The organism is Prauserella shujinwangii, from assembly GCF_003001955.1.
Lineage (GTDB): Bacteria > Actinomycetota > Actinomycetes > Mycobacteriales > Pseudonocardiaceae > Qaidamihabitans > Qaidamihabitans shujinwangii.
The window spans coordinates 172919-189489 of sequence record NZ_PVNH01000014.1; the positions used below are offsets into that span (position 1 = coordinate 172919).

The following is a 16571-nucleotide window of genomic DNA, read 5'->3' on the forward strand; positions in this document are numbered from 1 at the left end:
TGCGCGGCCCCGGCAGGGGTAGCCGGACAGCATGGGCGGGCTGCAGAAGACCTTCCGGCGCATCCGCGAGCGGTACTCCGGAGGCGCCAACCGGCCGCTGCGCGGGTACACCGTCGTGCTCGGCACGTACGCCGCCGTGGCGGGAGCGCTCACCGCGGGCGGGCGCGCGCTCGGCGTGCGGCTGCCGGAGCGGTTCAGCGCGGGCGACACGGTCCTGCTGTCGGTGGCGACGCACAAGGCCAGCAGGCTGTTGACGAAGGACGCGGTGACCAGCCCGCTGCGGGCGCCCTTCGCGCGGTACGAGGAGCCCGCCGGGATGGCGGAGCTGAACGAGTCGGTGCGCGGGCGCGGCGCGCAGCACGCGGTCGGGGAGATGCTGACCTGCCCGTTCTGCCTCGGCGTGTGGACCGCGACCGCGCTGACCGCGGGGTTCGTGGCCGCGCCGAGGGCGACCCGGGTGGTGGCCACCATGCTCACCGCGGTGGCCGCCTCGGACCTGATGCAGATCGGCTACGACGGGAGCAAGCAGCTGCTCCAGCGCACCGCGCGCGAGGCTCGAGACCAGTGAGGCAGGGAACCGGCGCCATGATGAGTCACCACGAACGGCAGGAACTCGAACGCATCGAACAGTGGTTCCACAGCGACGATCCGCAGCTGGCGAGATCGCTCGGCGACGGGCGGCCACCCCGGGGCCGCGGCCACGGCGGGTTGCTGCACTACGGGCTGGACGCGCTGGCCGCGTTCCTCATCGTGATGGGCGCGATCACCCTCAACTTCGGGCTGATCTTCGTCGGTGCGCTGGTCCTGGCGACGGCGGCGTGCCTGCACGTGTCCAGCCGGTCGAACGCGCGGCGGTCCCATCCGGAGTTCGAATGACGCGGAGCACGCGGCTCGGCGGCGAACGGCCCCGCACGCACGCGGTCGTGCTGGACACCGGTGACTCGGTGCTCGACGAGCTCACCGCGTTCGCGGCGGAACAGGACCTGGGCACCGCGGCGTTCACCGCGATCGGCGCGTTCCAGGCGGTGACGCTCGGTTTCTACGACCTGGACGAGCGCCGCTACCTGGAGATCCCGGTCGACGAGCAGGTCGAGGTGCTGACCATGGCCGGGGACATCGTCGGCGGCGGTGACGGGCACCAGATCCACGCCCACGTGGTGGTCGGCCGCCGCGACGGCACGACGCGGGGCGGGCACCTGCTGAGCGCGACGGTGCGGCCCACGCTCGAGGTGATGGTGACGGAGTCGCCCGCCGAGCTGACCCGTCGCTACGACGAGCGCTCGGGGCTGGCGTTGATCGAGCTCCCCGGCTCGTGACCCGGGCGCCCGCCGGGGCGCTGCGCGAGACCCGGTCCCGTGAGCCGCTGGTGCTGCTCGGGACCGTGCTGACGGCGACGGCCGTCTCCGGCGTCCGCCCCCGGGACCACGCGGTGTGGCTGCTGGAGGCCGCGCCCGTGCTGTTCGCGGTCCCGCTGCTCGTCCTCACCTACCGCCGGTTCCCGCTCACCCCGGTCGCGTACCGGGTCCTGACGCTGGGCGCGCTGATGATCCTGCTCGGCGCGCACTACACCTACGCGCACGTGCCGCTCGGGGAGTGGGCGCAGACCTGGTTCGGCTGGTCGCGCAACCACTACGACCGGGCGGGGCATCTCGTGCAGGGACTCGTGGCCGCGGTGGTCATCCGGGAGCTGCTGATCCGGCACACGCCGTTGCGGGCGGGCCGGTGGCTGCTCGTCGTCACCGTGCTCGGCGCGCTCGGGGTGAGCGCCGGGTTCGAGATCGTGGAGACCGCCGCGGCGTCCGTCACCGGCGAGGCGGGCGAGAGCTACCTGGCCACCCAGGGCGATCCGCTGGACAGCCAGTGGGACATGACGATGGCGCTCGCCGGCCTCACCACCACGCTGCTGTTCCTGCGTCCGCGGCATGACCGCGAGCTGCTGCCGCTCTCCTGAGTCCGGAATGGACAGCGGCGGGCTCGGCCGGGGCGGGAGCGGCCTTCACTCCCGCCCCGCCTGAGCGCGTTGCTCGGCGGGGCCGTGCGGCTGTGCCAGGGTGAGCGCGGTGTCCACCAGCGGGATGTGGGACAGCGCCTGCGGGAAGTTGCCGATCAGCCTGCCCTCGTCGGGCGCGTACTGCTCGGCCAGCAGGCCCACGTCGTTGCGCAGCGACAGCAGCCGCTCGAACAGCTCCCGGCCGCGTTCGGTCTCCCCGCGCAGCAGGTAGTTGTCGGCGAGCCAGAAGCTGCACGGCAGGAACACCCCTTCGCCGGGCGGCAGGCCGTCGATCCGCTCGCTCTCGGCGTCCATGGTGTACCGCCGCACCAGCCCGTCCTGGCAGAGCTCCTTCTCGATCGCCAGCACCGTGCCCCGCACGCGCTCGTCACCGGCGGGCAGGAACCCGACGTTGGGCATCATCAGCAGCGCCGCGTCCAGCGAGCGCGAGCCGTAGTACTGCGTGAACGTGCCGCGGTCGGGATCGTAGCCGCGCTCGCACACCTCGTCGAAGATCTCGCGCCGCAGCCGTTTCCACCGGTCCACGGGCCCGTCCAGCCCGAAGTCCTCGACGGCCTTGACGGCGCGGTCGACCGCGGCCCACGCCATCACTTTCGAGTGCGTGAAGTGCCGCCGGGGACCGCGCATCTCCCAGATGCCGTTGTCCGGCTTGCTCCACCCGGACTCCAGGAAGTCCATGAGCGTCCGCTGCACCCGCCACGCGTCGGGGTCGGGCGGGATGCCGTGCGCGCGCGCCTGGTGCAGCGCGTCCATCAGCTCGCCGTACACGTCGAGCTGGAACTGGGCGGCGGCCTCGTTGCCGACCCGCACCGGGGCGGATCCCGCGTAGCCCGGCAGCCAGTCCAGCTCCAGCTCCGGCAGCCTGCGCTCGCCGTCGACGCCGTACATGATCTGCATCTGCGCGGGACTGCCCGCCACCGCGCGCAGCAGCCACTCGCGCCACGCCCGCGCCTCCTCGGTGTAGCCCGCGGCGAGCAACGCCATCAGCGTCATCGTCGCGTCGCGGATCCAGCAGAAGCGGTAGTCCCAGTTGCGCACGCCGCCGAGGTGCTCGGGCAGTGAGGTGGTGGGGGCCGCGATGATCCCGCCGCTCGGTGCGTACGTCAGTGCCTTCAACGTGATGAGCGAGCGCACCACGGCGTCCCGGTAGCGGCCGGTGAAACCGCAGCGGCCCGCCCACCGCCGCCACCAGCGCGTGGTGTGCTCGATGCGCTCGTCGACGTCGAGCCGTTCCGGCGACCGCTGCCCCGGCGCGATCCACGCCAGCCGGAAGTCGACGCGCTGCCCCTCGGCGACGCTGAACTCGGCGGCCGCGCCCCCGTGCGTGGTCTCCAGCGTGATGTCGGAGTCGAGCATGAGGTGGTCGGGACCGGCCAGGGCGTGCGTGCGACGGCCCTCCGCCCGGATCCAGGGCACGATGCTGCCGTAGTCGAACCGCGGCGCGAACTCGGTGCGCATCGGCACGCGGCCGCGCACGCCCTCCACGCGGCGCACCAGGTCGGCGTAGTCGCCCCGGATCGGCATGCAGTCGGTGATGCGCACCTCGCCCTCGGCGCAGGCCAGCCGCGTCTCCAGCACGAGGGTGTCCTCGCGGTAGGCGCGGCCCACGGCGCGGAACCGGCCGCGCGGCGCCAGGGTCCAGCGGCCGTGCCGGTGGTCGCCGAGCAGGGCCGCGAAGCACGCTCCGGAGTCGAAGCGGGGCAGGCACAGCCAGTCGATGGACCCGTCGGTGGCGACGAGCGCGGCCGTGCGCGTGTCGCCCAGCAGTGCGTAGTGCTCCAGGGGGCGGGACATCCTCCTCCTTGGTCTGTTCCGGGCCGGTCAGGAATCGTAGCCGGGAGATCGGGGTACCCGCCTGGCATGAAACCGAGCGTCCCGCGCGGAGCGGCCGCGTTGCTGGCGGGTACGGCGGCACTGGCGCTCACCGGGTGCGGCACCGTCTCGCCGAGGACGGCGGACCCCGCCGGTGAACCGTTGCCGCCGTTCGACGACCAGCTGCCGGAGTGCAACGCCGCGATCCTCGACGGACGGGTGACCGGGGTCACCGGCGTCGACGGCGCGGCGGCCGAGCGCAGGGCGACGCTGCGCGTGGTCAACACCGGTGTCGCGGCGTGCCACCTGGAGGGCTACGGCGACCTGCAGCTCGTCGGACCGGATGGCGGGCTGCTGCCGACCGTGCTGCACCGGGTGGGGAACGAGCCCCGGCCCACCGTGCTCGACCCCGGCGACCGCGCCGCGCAGGAGCTGCGCTGGAGCACCGCCGCCGCGCCGGGCGAACCCGGGGCCGAGGCCTGCCAGCCCGCGCCCGAGGCGTTGCTGGTGACCCCGCCGGACGGCACGGCCACCTTCCGCGTCGACTGGCCCGCCGGTGCGGTCTGCCAGTACGGGCGCTTCGCGGTCACCGAGTACCACGAGGTTCCGGGATAGGACCCGCCGAGAGGAGCCGGACACATCATGGGACGTAACGCCAGGAAGACCGTCGTGGTCACCGGTGCGAGCGCGGGCGTCGGCCGCGCCACCGCCCGCCTGCTGGGCGCGCGGGGAGACCGGGTGGCCCTGCTGGCGCGGGGCGAGGAGGGCCTGCGCAAGGCCGCCCAGGAGGTCGAGCAGGCGGGTGGCCGGGCCCTGCCGATCCCGGTCGACGTCAGCGACTTCGCCGCGGTGCGGGCGGCGGCCCGGCGGGCCGAGGAGGAGCTGGGCCCGGTGGACGTGTGGATCAACGGCGCCTTCGCCACCGCGTTCGGCCCGTTCACGAAGCTCAAGCCGGAGGAGTTCCGCCAGGTCACCGACGTCACCTACCACGGTTTCGTGCACGGCACCAAGGCCGCGCTCGAGCTCATGCAGCCGAGGGACCGGGGCACGATCGTGCAGATCGGCTCGGCCCTGGCCTACCGCGGGGTGCCGCTGCAGTCGGCGTACTGCGGGGCCAAGCACGCGATCCAGGGCTTCACCGAGTCGCTGCGCTGCGAGCTGCTGCACGACGGCAGCGGCGTCAACGTGACGATGGTGCAGCTGCCCGGGCTGAACACACCGCAGTTCGACTGGGCGGTGTCGCGGATGCGGTACAAGGCGCAGCCGGTCCCGCCCATCTACGAGCCGGAGATCGCGGCGCGCGGCATCGTCTACGCCGCCGACCACCCCCGGCGCCGCGAGTACTGGGTGGGCTTCAGCACGGTCGCGACGCTGATCGCCAACAAGCTCGCACCCGGCCTGCTCGACCGGTACCTCGGCCGCACCGGCTACGACTCGCAGCAGACGGAGCGGGAGGAGGACCCGGACCGGCCGGTCAACCTGTGGGAGCCGGTCGACGACGACTCCGACTTCGGCGCCCACGGCCGGTTCGACGAGCAGGCGAAGAAGCGCAGCCCGCAGCTGTGGTTCTCGCACCACCACGGCACCCTCGCCGCCGCGGCGGTGACCGCGGCCGCCGCGGCCGGTGGCGGGCTCGCCGCCGCCCGCGGCCGCAACTCCCGCTGAGCCCCCGCGAGGTCTTCCCGCGGCCTCGTGCGCTGGCATGAGTGGCCCGTTACGGACGAACTTCGTCCGTAACGGGCCACTCATGACACGTGTGATCTCCGTCGGACGGGGGCCGCGAGGGGCCACGACGTCCTTCCCTGCGGTGACGTCTCGGGGCAGAATGTCCCCCTGAGCCGGGCGGCCACCGGCCGTGTCCGGAGCGTTAGACTCCGGTGCCTGTACGGCTGACGACCGTGCTCGGTTGCCTGGTCGTGACCTGAGGAGGCGTACTCACAGTGGTTCTCCCCGTCGGAACCGCAGGTCAAGAGGGTTCCACCGAGCCGAGTATCGCCCGGATGCGTGACTACTGGATGGCGGGCAGCCACCATTCCGACGCCGACCGGGAGTTCGCCGAGCACATCGCCGTCTGCGCGCCGCATCTGCCGTACCTGGTCCGGGCGCAGCGGGCCTGGACGGAGCGGCTCGTGCGCTTCCTCGTCGACCAGGGCGTGCGGCAGTTCCTCGAACTCGGCTCCGGCATTCCCGCCGAGCGGCACGTGCACGAGGTCGCTCAGGAGGCCGATCCCGCGTGCCGCGTCGTCTACACCGACCTCGATCCCGCGATCGTCGCCGAGGGCAGGGCACTGCTCGACGGCACCGACGGCGCCGCGTTCGTGCACGCCGACATCCGCGAGCCGGATCAGGTGCTCGGCGCCGCGGACACGCAACGGCTGCTCGACCTGGCTGAACCGGTCGCCGTGCTGTTGATCGACACGCTCGTGCACGTACCGGAGTCGGCCGATCCCGGCGCGCTGGTCGCCGCGTACCTCGAACCGCTGTGCTCGGGCAGCTACCTCGCGATCTCCCATTTCGGCGAGAGCGACCAGCTCACCGCGGGACTCGGCATGTTCACGCAGCTGTTCGGCGAGCCGCCGACCGTGACCCTGCGTGAACCGAACGAGGTGGCGCGGTTCTTCGCCGGGCTCGAGCTCGTCCCGCCCGGCATCGTGCCGGTGACCCTCTGGCGGCCGACGTCCGAGTTCGACATGGGCCGCAACCCCGAACTGGCCCAGGTACACGCCGGCGTCGGCCGCAAGCCCTGACCTACGCGGCCAGCGGCACCACGAGCAGCAGCACCTCCCCGACCACCACGAACGGCAGGCCCCGGCGGTGCAACCGGGACGCGGTGGGCAGGCGGCCCGCCCTGGCCGCCCGCAGCAGCGCCGCCACCCCGCCGAGGAACGCGGCGTGGGCGGCGACACCCGCGAACGCCCCGAGCGCGCCGTAGCGCCACCACAGCCCCCCGGCGAGCACGACCAGCCCGGTGAACAGGACCAGGCACGCCAGCACGAGCGTCCCGGGCACGCCGTAGCGGGCCGACGGTGTGGCCACGCCGTCAGCCGTGTCGGCCGCCCGGTCGGGCACCGACCACCACACCGTGCGGCCCGCCGTGAGCACCGTGACCCCGGCGAACACCAGCCACGTCCACGCCGCGACATCCGCCCCCACGGCGGTGTACGACAGCAGGAACGGCAACCCGACCAGGGAGGTGCCGAACACCAGCGGGCCCGCGACACCCCGGCGCTTCAACCGGACGGGCTCGACGTTGTACCCGAGGGTCAGGACCACGATGGCCACCGCCAGCGCCGCCACCACCCACCGCCCGGTCGTGAACCAGAGCACCAGGCACAGCGCGAGACCCGTGGCCAGCTCGGTCACGGCCCAGCGCAGTGCGCGGTCGGTGCCCAGCCGCCGCGTCGCGCGCGCGAGGTAGCCCTTCTCCGCGTGCCGGGAGTCGATGCCCAGGTCGGCCACGTTGTTCAGGGCGAGCGCGCCCACGATGAACAGCAGGTTGGCCGCGACGGCCAGGACCGTGGCGGATCCGGCGAGCCCGGCGGGAGATCCGAGGGCGTAGGCCGCGCCCCACGCGGCGTAGCAGACGTAGGTGACGGGCAGCGGGAACTGCAGGCGGTGCAGCACCACGACGTCCCGCCAGCGCACGGCACCGCTCAGTCGTGGCACGCGGTCACCACCATCCGCAGCCGGGACGCCGGCGCCATCGCGTGCCCGCGCAGCTGGGGCACCCCCGCGCCGGGGTCGGCGCAGCGCAGCGTGCGCCGCCGCAGCAGCGCGGCCACGATCATGCGGGCCTCCAGCTGGCTGAGCTGGCTGCCGAGGCAGTGCCGGTCGCCGCCGCCGAACGGGAAGTAGTGCCGGGCCTCGACGCGGCCGCCGAGGAACCGGCCGGGGTCGAACCGGGCAGGGGAGGGGAAACGTTCCGGCCGCCGGTGGGCGAGGTAGATGCTCGGTGCCAGCGTCGTGCCCGCGGGCAGGGTGCGGCCGAGCAGCTCGGTGTCCTCCCGCAGCACCCGGTTGCCCGCGGCGGGGACCGGCGGGGTGATCCGCAGGGACTCCTGCAGCACGGCGTGCAGCAGCGGCACGCGGGTGCTGTCCGCACCGTCGTCGCTGGTGGCGGCCAGTTCGGCGAGCACGTCGTGGCGCACGGCGGGCTCGCGGTCCAGCCAGTACACCGCCCACGCCGTCGCCGAGGCCGTGGTCTCGTGCCCGGCGAACAGCAGTGAGGCCACCTGGTCACGCAGTTCGGCGTCCCTCATTCCGGCCAGCGGCCCGGCGTCGTCGAGGAGCAGGCCGGCGAGGGTGTGCGGATGCGCGCGGGCCGCGGCCCTGGCGGTGGTGGTGAACAGCCGGTCCAGCTCGGGTCCGGACGGGGGCAGCCTGCCCCGGAGGAACCGGTACGCCAGCGTCCGGCTCCGCGAGCCGAGCGCCCGTTCGATCCAGGCCGCGAACCGGGCCAGGACGGCGTCCACGGTGTGGGCGCCGTTCTCGCCGGGGCCGAGGATGATCCGGCCGATGATCCGCAGCGCGACCCCGCGGGTCCACGCGGACAGCGGCAGCACGGTGCCGGGGCGCAGCGCGTCGATCGCGTCGTGCACGGTCGAGGCGATCACGTCGTGGTAGCGGCTCAGCTTGCGGCCCCGCAGCGGAGGCCCGAGCACGCGGCGGTAGGCGGCGTGCCGCTCGCCGTCGCCCCACAGCAGCGAGCTGCGGCCCAGCAGCGGGATCAGCGACCGGCTGCCGGGATGCCCGAGCGCCTGGTCGGACCGGAAGATCCAGTCGACCGCGTCCGGCTGCCACACCAGCAGCTTCGGCGACGGCGGGCCGGACAGCTCGACGTACTCGCCCGGCGCCCGCGCGCACGCGTCGAGGAACGGCAGCGTCCGCAGGGCGTGCCGCAGCTCGGTGGTGTTCACCGGGCGCCGATCCGGTCCGGCCGCCGCAGGCTCGCCCCGGCGGCGTGCGCCGCCGTGAGGGCGGCCACGCCGGGCCTGGCGGACACCAGGTGCAGTGCGGCGAGCACCTCCGTGCGCACGATCCGGACCGGGGTGTAGAGGTCCTTGTCGTGCCACAGGGCGGGAAAGTCCGTGCGGTCGCCCTGGGCGAGCAGGTACGCGCCGCCGAGCGCGGCGGCCCGCTCCACCGCCCCACCGGGGCGGGCGGCGCCCGTGCGCAGGAGGGTCCGGATCGCGTAGGCGGTCTCCTCGCTCGTGCCCTCCCAGTGTCCCCAGGAGCCGTCGGCTCGCTGCGTGCCGAGCACCCAGTCCACGGCGGCGTGAACGGCTCCGGCCCCGGCCGCGCCACCGTAGGCGGCGAGGGCCGTGGCGCAGCACGCGGTGGCGTAGTACGGCGACGCGTGCCACTTGTCGGTCCAGCTGCCGTCGGGGTGCTGGTGCTCGCGCAGCCAGGCGGTCACCCGGCGGGCCGCCGCCTCGTACCGGCCGCGGCCGGGCAGTGCGGCCCGCGTGCCGAGCAGCGCGCCGACGGCCTGCAGCACGTGCGCGTTGGCGCTGGTGGACGGGGTGCGTTCGGCCGGGAAACACCGGAAGTGGTCGCCCGTGTCGTACTCCCACAGGCACTCCGCCGAGCGGGGGCTGTGCAGCAGCGTCAGCGCGTACAGCGCGGTGGCCGTGTCGTCGACATCGGGCGGCAGGCCGTGCCCGCCCGCCGCGCCGTGCTCGCCGAACTCGGCGTGCATCGAGGCGACGAGATCCGCGGGCACGGGGAACCGGATGCCCGCATCGGCCAATGTGGACAGTACCCAGGACCGCTCGAACAGCGCGAGGGGAGCGGCGACCGGCATCCCGCCGTCGGCGGCCTGCGCGGTGCGGAGGTACCGGAGTCCCGGATGGCCGGGCGTGCGCAGCGCGCGCTCGTCCAGCCAGGCGGCCGTCGCGGCGGGGGAGCAGCCGACCCCGCCACCCGCGACCGGCTCGACGGAGGGCGCGCCGCGCGCCGCCTCCCCGACCACCTCCAGCGAGTGCCACAGCTTGTGCGGCACCGGTTCCCCGTGCCGGACCGCGGCGCGCAGCCGGGCCAGCAGGTCCTCGTTCGCCCCGCCGGGCACGGGCAGGCGGTGGCCGCGCCAGGAGTCCAGGCCGGGCAGCGGTGCCCGGTCGAGCGTGGCCAGCTGCGCGTTGAGGTCGCCGACGAGCGCGGGCACGATGAGCTCCACGGCGACCGTGTCCGGCAGCGCCGGGCGCCCGGACAGCAGGCGGGTGAGCGCCCGCAGCCCTGCGCCGGCCGCTCGGGCGACCCGCGTGGAGCCGATGCCGTCGCCGGTTCCCAGGCGCAGTGTGGTGAGCATCGCCTCGGTGGCGGACAGCGTCGGCACCAGCGCGTAGCCGTCCGGCCCGCCCCACGTGCCGTCGGCGCGCTGGCCGGCCAGCAGGAACCGCACGCGTTCCGGGTGTCCCGGTGCGGACGGGGCGAGGGTCACCACCCGCCCCGTCTCGTAGCAGGAGGGTGCGAAGCTGCCGGTGGGATCGGTGCGCATCTCGGCGATCAACGTCGCCGCCCGGCTCCCTCCGTTTCCCTCGCTCGCCCACTGCGGCCACGATTCGCACGAGTTCATGCGGGCACACCCCTCGACTGCAGGCGGGTTCAGTTGTCCGCGCCGGATGCGCCGGGCGTAACCGGGCGGGAACTCAACGTAGCATCGCGGGCGCGAGTGTCACACCGATGTGCTTCGTTCGGAGCAGTGCCGCCCGGCCCCGGTCGCGGGGTGGTCGGGCGGCACCCGGTTCGGCGACGGGTCCCCGGTCAGCCTGCCAGCACCTCGGTGGGCACCGGGTAGCCCCTGACCCGCTGCGGGTGGTCTCCGACGGGGATCCGGGCGACCTCACGGGGGTTGTCGAACGAGACCACCGAGATGTCGTCACTGTCGCTGTTGGACAGGAAGCAGTGCTCACCGTCCGGGCTCGCCGCCGCCCAGTACGGCTTCTTCCCGGTCGGGACGATCGCGTCGACGGTGAGCGCGGGCACCGACACGATCGCGGCGTAGTCCGAGATCGTGCCCGCGTCGCAGAGCTTGTCTCCCGCGCGGTTGAGGGTCAGCCCGTGGTGCGCGGAGTCCAGCGGGTAGTCCTCGCGGCGCATCCGTTTCGCCTCCTCGGACAGCGGCAGGTGCACGGTGCGGGTGGTGCGTTCCGCCGCGAGGTCGTACTCGATGAATCCGTTGTGGAAGGACAGCTGCGCGTACATCGTGCGCTGGTCCGGCAGGACGACGAACGGCCGGATGCCCACGCCGAAGTCGATGACCTTGCGCACCTCGAGCGTGTCGGCGTCGGCGATGGTGAGCACGCGCTTGCCCTTCGCGGCGTCGAGCAGCGGTGCGTCGGGGGCCACGACGCGGCCGATGGTGGCGTTGTAGATGGTCTCGCCGTCGGGTGAGTACCGGTTCTCGTGCGGGAAGTCGCCGGTCGGGAAGCTGCCCGTGATCTCGCCGGTGGCGGTGTCGATCCGGTTGACGACGTTGGCCGTGGTCGCCGACACGACCAGGGAGCGGCCGTCGGGGGAGATCGCCATGTGGTCGGAGCGGTAGCCGTCGACCCTCGTGTGCCACCGCTGCTCGCCGGTGGCGATGTCGAAGGCGGACACGTCGCCGAGGCTGGGCCGGGAGACGTACATCGTGCGGCCGTCGGGCGAGACCATGATGTCGTCCACGAGCTGGTCGTGGCCCTCGCCCGCGGTCTGCCGGATGACCAGCATCGCGAGCAGCCGGTCCGGGGTCATCTCGGCCTTGCGGCGGGACAGGTCGGGAACCACGTCGATGCGCTGGTACCGCTCGAACGTGTCCGCGTCGACCAGGTCGACGGTGCCCTCCCAGTTGTTGCCGACGAACATCACGTCCCGTTCGGGCTGTGCCTGCGCCGCCGTCGCGACGGGAGCGGGAGCGGCCACGGCCAGTACGGCGGCGGCCAGAGCGGTGAACCGAGCACGGCGACGTGTCATCGCGAACCTACCCCGAAGTAGATATGAATAGGATTCGCGTAGTGTGGCGGCTCGGTTCCGTCCGCGCAAGGGGCCGACCGGGGCGCTAGACCCAGAGCGGCTCGCGCCGCCCGGTGTACGCGGGTTCGTCGCCCGCCTCGGCGAACGCCGTCAGCGCACGCACCAGTCCCTGCCGCTCCGAAGCGGGCATCCGCTCGACGATCCGCGTGATCTCGGACCGCCTGCGCTCGGTGACGCCCGCGACCACCGCGGCGCCCTCCTCGGTCAGGGCGACCACCAGTTCCCGGCGGGAGGCCGGATTCGCCGTCCGGCTCACCATGCCCGCGGCGACCAGGCGGTCGACCATCCGGGTCGCCGTCGACGGGTTCACCCCGAGCTGGTCCGCGATCGCGGCGAGTTTGAGCGGGCCCCGGCTCTCGAGCACCACCAGCAGCCGGAACTGCGGCAACGTGATCGACTCGTCGATCGCGCTGATCGATCGCGCGGACACGGCCACGAGCAGCCGGGACGCGGTGAGCACCGCGTCGGTGATCGTGTCGACGTCATCGGACATGGCTCCGTTCTACCGCACGGCCGATTTTCGTGCCCTGAGCAAGTGTTGCACAATGCAATGGTGACTGTGGCCGGTTCCCGAGGTGCCCGGGTCCTTCCCGTTCCCGTCCGCGGGCCGTTCGGCCGCTGGCTGCGCGAGCGCACGAGCGGCCTGGTCGCGCTCGCCCTCGCGATTGGCGCGGGCGCCGGGCTCGGCGCGATCGCCTTCCGCTGGCTGGTGGACTCGGTCACCTACCTGCTGTCCGGGCACGCCGACTACGCCGCGGCGCCCGGGGCGGAGCATCCGTGGCTGCCGTGGCTGGGCCCCTCGTTCGTCGTGTTCGCGCCCGCGCTCGCGGGCCTGCTCTACGGCCCGCTGGTGTACCGCTTCGCGCCGGAGGCCCGCGGGCACGGCGTTCCCGAGGTGATGTACGCGGTCGCCGAGCGCGGCGGCCGGATCCCCGGGCGGGTCAGCGTGGTCAAGGCGGTCGCCTCGGCACTGTGCCTCGGTTCCGGTGGCTCGGTGGGCAGGGAGGGCCCGATCGTGCAGATCGGCTCGGCACTGGGGTCGAGCCTCGGCCAGGCGGCGCGGCTGCCCGAGTCCCGGTTGCGGGTGCTGGTCGCGTGCGGAGCCGCGGGCGGTATCGCGGCGACGTTCAACGCCCCGCTCACCGGCCCGTTCTTCGCGATCGAGCTGATCCTGCGCAGTTTCGCCGCCGAGTCGTTCGGTGCGGTGGTGCTGGCCAGCGTCACCGCGAGCGTCGTGGGCCGCGCCGTCCTCGGCAACGAACAGCTCCTGGACCTGCCGCGGTTCTCGCTGGCCAGCCCCGTGGAGTACCTGCTGTTCATGGCTCTGGGCGTGGTGGTGGGCGCGGTCGGCGTCCTGTTCACCCGCGTGCTGTACCTCGTGGAGGACGGGTGCGACCGGGTGTGGCGCTGGCCGGAGTGGCTGCGGCCCGCCGTGGGCGGGCTCGTACTCGGCGGGGTGCTGCTGGCGCTGCCCGAGCTGTACGGCGTGGGCTACCCCGTGCTGCAGCACGCGGTGCGTGGCGAGTACGTCGCCGGTTTCCTGCTCGTCCTGCTCGCGGGCAAGCTGCTCGCCACGAGCCTGACGATCGGCATCGGCGGATCCGGCGGTGTCTTCGCACCGTCCCTGTTCCTCGGCGCGACGAGCGGGGCGGCGTTCGGGCTGCTGGTGCACGGCTGGCTGCCCGGGATGACGGCGGCGGCGGGCGTGTACGGGCTCATCGGCATGGGCGCCGCGTTCGCCGGGGCCGCGCGCGCTCCCATCACGGCCGTGATCGTCCTGTTCGAACTGACCGGCGAGTACTCGATCATCCTGCCGCTGATGACCGCCATCGTCATCGCGACGCTGGTGAGCAGGGGACTGTCCCGGGACACCATCTACACGGCGAAGCTGCGCCGCCGCGGCGTCGAGCTGGACCGGCGGCGCCCGTTCGGTGGCCGCACGGTCGCCGACGTGGCCGAGCCGCTGCCGCGCCCGCTCGCCGAGGGCACAGGGCTGGCCGAGGCGGCGCACGCGCTCGCTTTGTCCGGCCACGGGATCCTGCCGGTGGTCGGCGGCGACGGGGCGTACCACGGGTGCGTCACCGCCCGCGCGGTCGCCGAGGCGCTCGACGACGAGCAGGCGAGCGTGCGCACCGTGGCCGACCTCGCCGAGCTGCCGCCTGAGGTGACGCTCGGCGCGACGCTCACCGAGGCGCTCGACGCCCTCACCCGGGCGCCGGGGACCGGCCTGCCGGTGCTGGACGAGCGAGCCGGTGACCTCGTCGGCTGGATCACCCACCAGCGGGTGCTGGCGGCGCTGGATCCGGGCTAGCGGCGGCCGAGGAAGTCCAGCAGCAGCGCGGACAGCGCCTCCGGCACCTCCTCCGGGACCCAGTGGGTGACGTCCTCGATCATCTGGAACTCGTAGGGCCCGCTCACCCAGTTCTCGGTGTCGAGCGCGGCGGTGGAGCCCACGGCCACGTCCTCGGTGCTCCACACGTACAGCGTCGGCACCTCGACCTTGCCGATCCGGTGGTCGGGCGTGCCCGCCCGGTACCAGTTCAGGGCCGCCGTGAGCGCGCCCGGCTCGGACAGCCGCCGCACGTACTCCTCGACGTGCTCGCGGGGCACCTTCCACTCGAACATCCGGCGCAGCGCCTCGGCGCCGTCCGCCAGCATCCGCCGTTCGGTGGTCTTGTCGTGCCGCCACTCGCGCATGTACTGCGAGCGGAGCTGCTGGTCGGGGTCGTCGCGGATGGCGGAGCCGAGCGCGGCCGGGTGCGGGACGGAGACGGCGGTGAGCGTGCGCAGCCTGCCGGGGTGGCGTTCGGCGGTGTGCCAGGCGACGGCGGCGCCCCAGTCGTGACCGACGAGGTCGAACCTGTGCCAGCCGAGTTCGTCGGCGATCGCGAGGACGTCGCCGACCAGGTCGTCCATCCCGTAGTCGGCGGGGTGTTCGGGCCGGACGTCGGGCGAGTAGCCGCGCTGGTCCGGGGCGACGGCGCGGTAGCCCTCGGCGCCGAGCGCGCGCAGCTGGTGGTCCCATTCGAGGGCGGCCTCGGGGAAGCCGTGCAGGAGCAGCACCGGCCGCCCGTCGGCGGGGCCCGCGGCGAGGGCGTCGAACGTACCCGCGGCGGTGGGAATGCTGAGATACTCGGTCACGCCCGGACCCTAGCGGGTCGCGGAAGCCGGGGCGTACGACCGGGAGGAGGAGCGGTGAGCCGTCGGAGGCTGCGATCGTGAGTCCTGCCTTGGTGTCGCCTGTGCGCTCCGGCCTTTCTGGATGCCGGGGTGACGGCCGGGAGCGTGGGGCGCCGTGATCCTGCCGAGCGCGGTGGCCCGCGGGGTCGCCGAGGGAACCGTCCGGCTCGCCTTCCGGCGCTGGGCGAAGCCGGACGTCCGCCCCGGCAGCACGCTGCGCACCCCGGCCGGGGTCGTCGAGGTCGAGTCCGTGGAGCCGGTCGATCCGGCGTCGATCACCGAGGACGACGCCGTGCTCGCCGGCGCCCCTTCGGCGGCGGCGGTCCGCGCGGCGCTGCGCGGCCCCGAGCACCATCCGACGTACCGGATCCGGGTCCGCTGGGCGGGTCCCGACCCGCGCGTCGCCCTCGGCGCGAACGACGACCTGCTCCCCGAGGAGGTCGAGGAGATCTCCCGCCGCCTGGCCCGGCTCGACCGCGCCGGCAGGCACGGCCCGTGGACCCGCGCGGTGCTGGAGGTCGTCGAGGCCCACCCGGAGCGCCGGGCGGGTGACCTCGCGGACCTGCTCGGCCGCGACAAGCAGTCGTTCAAGCTCGACGTCCGCAAGCTGAAGAACCTGGGGCTCACCCACAGCCTCGAGGTCGGGTACCGGCTCTCCCCGCGCGGAGCCGCCTACCTCCGCGCGATCCGCGACCGGCCCGCACCGGATCCGCCGTCGCGGTGAACGGCGCCCGGCTCCCCGTGCCGGGTACGCGGGTGTCCGGCCGTGGTGCGGGTGTCTGGCCGGGGTGTGGGTGTCTGGCAGGGGTACGCGTGTCTGGCCGGGGTGTGGGTGTCCGGCCGTGGTGTGGGTGCCTGGCCGGGGTACGGATGTCCTCGCAGGGGTACGCGTGTCCGGTCGCGGTGCGGGTGTCCCCGCAGGGGTGCGCGTTTCCGGCACGGGCAGGGTGGTGGGTGCGTCCGGCTTGGCGCCGGGCGGGGAGCCGGTGCCGTGGTCCTGTTCGCCGGGGTGGGCGATGCGGGTCGTCCGTTGTGGGCGGGTGTCCGGCACGGTGGCGGGTTCGCTCGTCGCGGTACGTGGCGCTCGTGCGGTGGTCTGGGTCGATGCGGTGCGCGGTGTCGGCTCCCGCGGCCGGGTCCAGCTTCGTGGCCGCATTGATCCGTGGCCGCACTGATCTGTGGCCGCATTGATTCGTGGTCGCGTTGATCTGTGGTCGCATTGAGCGAGCCCCGTGCGGTGTGGTGCGCGGTGTCGGCTCCCGCGGCGCGGCTCGACACCGGAATCCGGTGCGGTTTCGGTCGTCCGGGATCGTCGCCGGGCTCGGGTCGTCCGGGGGACCGGTTCGGTGGGGCGCCGAGCGCCGGTGCTCGGCGCGGCGACGCGACTCCGCGCCGGGTGCCGACGTTGCCCGGGCTTCGTGGGTGCGGTGGGTGGCTCGTTGCCCGCGTGGGGCGCGGGGATGTGGCGTTCACTGTTCAGTGTGGAGGGTGGGTGGTGCGGGGTTCGTGGAGGGGTTCGGGATCGCTGGTGAACGTCGCTCCGGCCGGGGTGGTG

General features: G+C 73.9%; 16 protein-coding genes. 9 read left to right on the forward strand and 7 right to left on the reverse strand.

The genetic code is table 11. The annotated features are described in order from the left end of the window. Positions 1-31 precede the first annotated feature (31 nt). From B0I33_RS28710 to B0I33_RS28725, 4 genes are read left to right on the forward strand one after another with little or no spacing between them, the layout of a single operon-like run. Entirely contained in the window at positions 32-568 is a 537-nt protein-coding gene (locus B0I33_RS28710) for a DUF1360 domain-containing protein (RefSeq protein WP_106182313.1), read from the forward strand. A 17-nt stretch (positions 569-585) separates the two neighbouring features. Then, positions 586-876: a DUF3040 domain-containing protein gene (locus tag B0I33_RS28715; RefSeq protein WP_106182315.1), complete on the forward strand. Its 291-nt coding sequence runs from the start codon at positions 586-588 to the stop codon at positions 874-876. Continuing rightward, complete coding sequence (locus B0I33_RS28720; protein ID WP_106182316.1) at positions 873-1316, forward strand: PPC domain-containing DNA-binding protein; 444 nt, start codon at positions 873-875, stop codon at positions 1314-1316. The genes B0I33_RS28715 and B0I33_RS28720 overlap by 4 nt, the downstream gene beginning before the upstream one ends. Continuing rightward, positions 1313-1951 carry a DUF2238 domain-containing protein gene (locus B0I33_RS28725; protein WP_106182318.1) on the forward strand — a complete coding sequence of 213 codons (639 nt, stop codon included), beginning with the start codon at positions 1313-1315 and terminating at the stop codon, positions 1949-1951. The genes B0I33_RS28720 and B0I33_RS28725 overlap by 4 nt, the downstream gene beginning before the upstream one ends. 45 nt (positions 1952-1996) lie before the next feature. Here the strand turns inward: B0I33_RS28725 and B0I33_RS28730 are convergent, their stop codons facing one another. Then, positions 1997-3805, reverse strand: coding sequence for a glycoside hydrolase family 15 protein (locus B0I33_RS28730; RefSeq protein WP_106182320.1), 1809 nt, complete (start codon positions 3803-3805; stop codon positions 1997-1999). Between the two features lie 66 nt (positions 3806-3871). Here B0I33_RS28730 and B0I33_RS28735 point away from each other — a divergent pair, with 66 nt between their 5' ends. From B0I33_RS28735 to B0I33_RS28745, 3 genes are all read left to right on the forward strand, one after another. Continuing rightward, a complete protein-coding gene (locus B0I33_RS28735; protein ID WP_106182322.1) occupies positions 3872-4438 on the forward strand; it encodes a DUF4232 domain-containing protein in 567 nt (188 codons plus the stop codon). A gap of 27 nt (positions 4439-4465) precedes the next feature. After that, positions 4466-5488 (forward strand): SDR family oxidoreductase, encoded by a 1023-nt coding sequence (locus tag B0I33_RS28740; protein ID WP_106182323.1) that lies wholly within the window; start codon positions 4466-4468, stop codon positions 5486-5488. A 275-nt stretch (positions 5489-5763) separates the two neighbouring features. After that, positions 5764-6570, forward strand: a complete 807-nt coding sequence (locus tag B0I33_RS28745; protein WP_106182325.1) for an SAM-dependent methyltransferase — start codon at positions 5764-5766, stop codon at positions 6568-6570. 1 nt (position 6571) lies between these two features. Here B0I33_RS28745 and B0I33_RS30110 read toward each other — a convergent pair whose 3' ends face one another. The 5 genes from B0I33_RS30110 to B0I33_RS28770 all read right to left on the reverse strand — a co-directional run bounded on the left by B0I33_RS30110 (position 6572) and on the right by B0I33_RS28770 (position 12329). Beyond that, positions 6572-7489, reverse strand: coding sequence for a UbiA prenyltransferase family protein (locus B0I33_RS30110; RefSeq protein WP_181193489.1), 918 nt, complete (start codon positions 7487-7489; stop codon positions 6572-6574). Next, the gene (locus B0I33_RS28755) at positions 7477-8739 is read right to left on the reverse strand and encodes a cytochrome P450 (protein ID WP_106182327.1); all 1263 of its coding nucleotides are present in this window, start codon (positions 8737-8739) and stop codon (positions 7477-7479) included. Before B0I33_RS28755 ends, B0I33_RS30110 begins: the two co-directional genes overlap by 13 nt. Next, the gene (locus tag B0I33_RS28760) at positions 8736-10397 is read right to left on the reverse strand and encodes a prenyltransferase/squalene oxidase repeat-containing protein (RefSeq protein WP_106182329.1); all 1662 of its coding nucleotides are present in this window, start codon (positions 10395-10397) and stop codon (positions 8736-8738) included. The genes B0I33_RS28755 and B0I33_RS28760 overlap by 4 nt, the downstream gene beginning before the upstream one ends. Positions 10398-10585: 188 nt before the next feature. Continuing rightward, on the reverse strand, positions 10586-11776 hold the full coding sequence (locus tag B0I33_RS28765; protein ID WP_106182331.1) for a YncE family protein: 1191 nt from the start codon (positions 11774-11776) through the stop codon (positions 10586-10588). 85 nt (positions 11777-11861) lie between these two features. Then, on the reverse strand, positions 11862-12329 hold the full coding sequence (locus tag B0I33_RS28770; RefSeq protein WP_106182332.1) for a MarR family winged helix-turn-helix transcriptional regulator: 468 nt from the start codon (positions 12327-12329) through the stop codon (positions 11862-11864). A gap of 57 nt (positions 12330-12386) precedes the next feature. On the opposite strand from B0I33_RS28770, the gene B0I33_RS28775 reads away from it, so the two are divergent. Continuing rightward, complete coding sequence (locus B0I33_RS28775; RefSeq protein WP_106182334.1) at positions 12387-14147, forward strand: chloride channel protein; 1761 nt, start codon at positions 12387-12389, stop codon at positions 14145-14147. Here B0I33_RS28775 and B0I33_RS28780 read toward each other — a convergent pair. Continuing rightward, entirely contained in the window at positions 14144-14977 is an 834-nt protein-coding gene (locus B0I33_RS28780) for an alpha/beta fold hydrolase (protein WP_106182336.1), read from the reverse strand. The two genes, B0I33_RS28775 and B0I33_RS28780, sit on opposite strands and share 4 nt — an antisense overlap. Positions 14978-15131: 154 nt before the next feature. Here B0I33_RS28780 and B0I33_RS28785 point away from each other — a divergent pair, with 154 nt between their 5' ends. Beyond that, positions 15132-15740 (forward strand): hypothetical protein, encoded by a 609-nt coding sequence (locus B0I33_RS28785; RefSeq protein ID WP_106182338.1) that lies wholly within the window; start codon positions 15132-15134, stop codon positions 15738-15740. Positions 15741-16571 lie beyond the last annotated feature (831 nt).

What these genes read in the sequence shown, in the direction of transcription:
- B0I33_RS28740 (WP_106182323.1), top strand. Translation starts at nt 4,466, where the DNA reads ATGGGACGTAACGCCAGGAAGACCGTCGTGGTCACCGGTGCGAGCGCG.
- B0I33_RS28765 (WP_106182331.1), bottom strand. Translation starts at nt 11,776, where the DNA reads ATGACACGTCGCCGTGCTCGGTTCACCGCTCTGGCCGCCGCCGTACTG.
- B0I33_RS28720 (WP_106182316.1), top strand. Translation starts at nt 873, where the DNA reads ATGACGCGGAGCACGCGGCTCGGCGGCGAACGGCCCCGCACGCACGCG.
- B0I33_RS28775 (WP_106182334.1), top strand. Translation starts at nt 12,387, where the DNA reads ATGGTGACTGTGGCCGGTTCCCGAGGTGCCCGGGTCCTTCCCGTTCCC.
- B0I33_RS28760 (WP_106182329.1), bottom strand. Translation starts at nt 10,397, where the DNA reads ATGAACTCGTGCGAATCGTGGCCGCAGTGGGCGAGCGAGGGAAACGGA.
- B0I33_RS28735 (WP_106182322.1), top strand. Translation starts at nt 3,872, where the DNA reads ATGAAACCGAGCGTCCCGCGCGGAGCGGCCGCGTTGCTGGCGGGTACG.
- B0I33_RS28715 (WP_106182315.1), top strand. Translation starts at nt 586, where the DNA reads ATGATGAGTCACCACGAACGGCAGGAACTCGAACGCATCGAACAGTGG.
- B0I33_RS28730 (WP_106182320.1), bottom strand. Translation starts at nt 3,805, where the DNA reads ATGTCCCGCCCCCTGGAGCACTACGCACTGCTGGGCGACACGCGCACG.
- B0I33_RS28770 (WP_106182332.1), bottom strand. Translation starts at nt 12,329, where the DNA reads ATGTCCGATGACGTCGACACGATCACCGACGCGGTGCTCACCGCGTCC.
- B0I33_RS28710 (WP_106182313.1), top strand. Translation starts at nt 32, where the DNA reads ATGGGCGGGCTGCAGAAGACCTTCCGGCGCATCCGCGAGCGGTACTCC.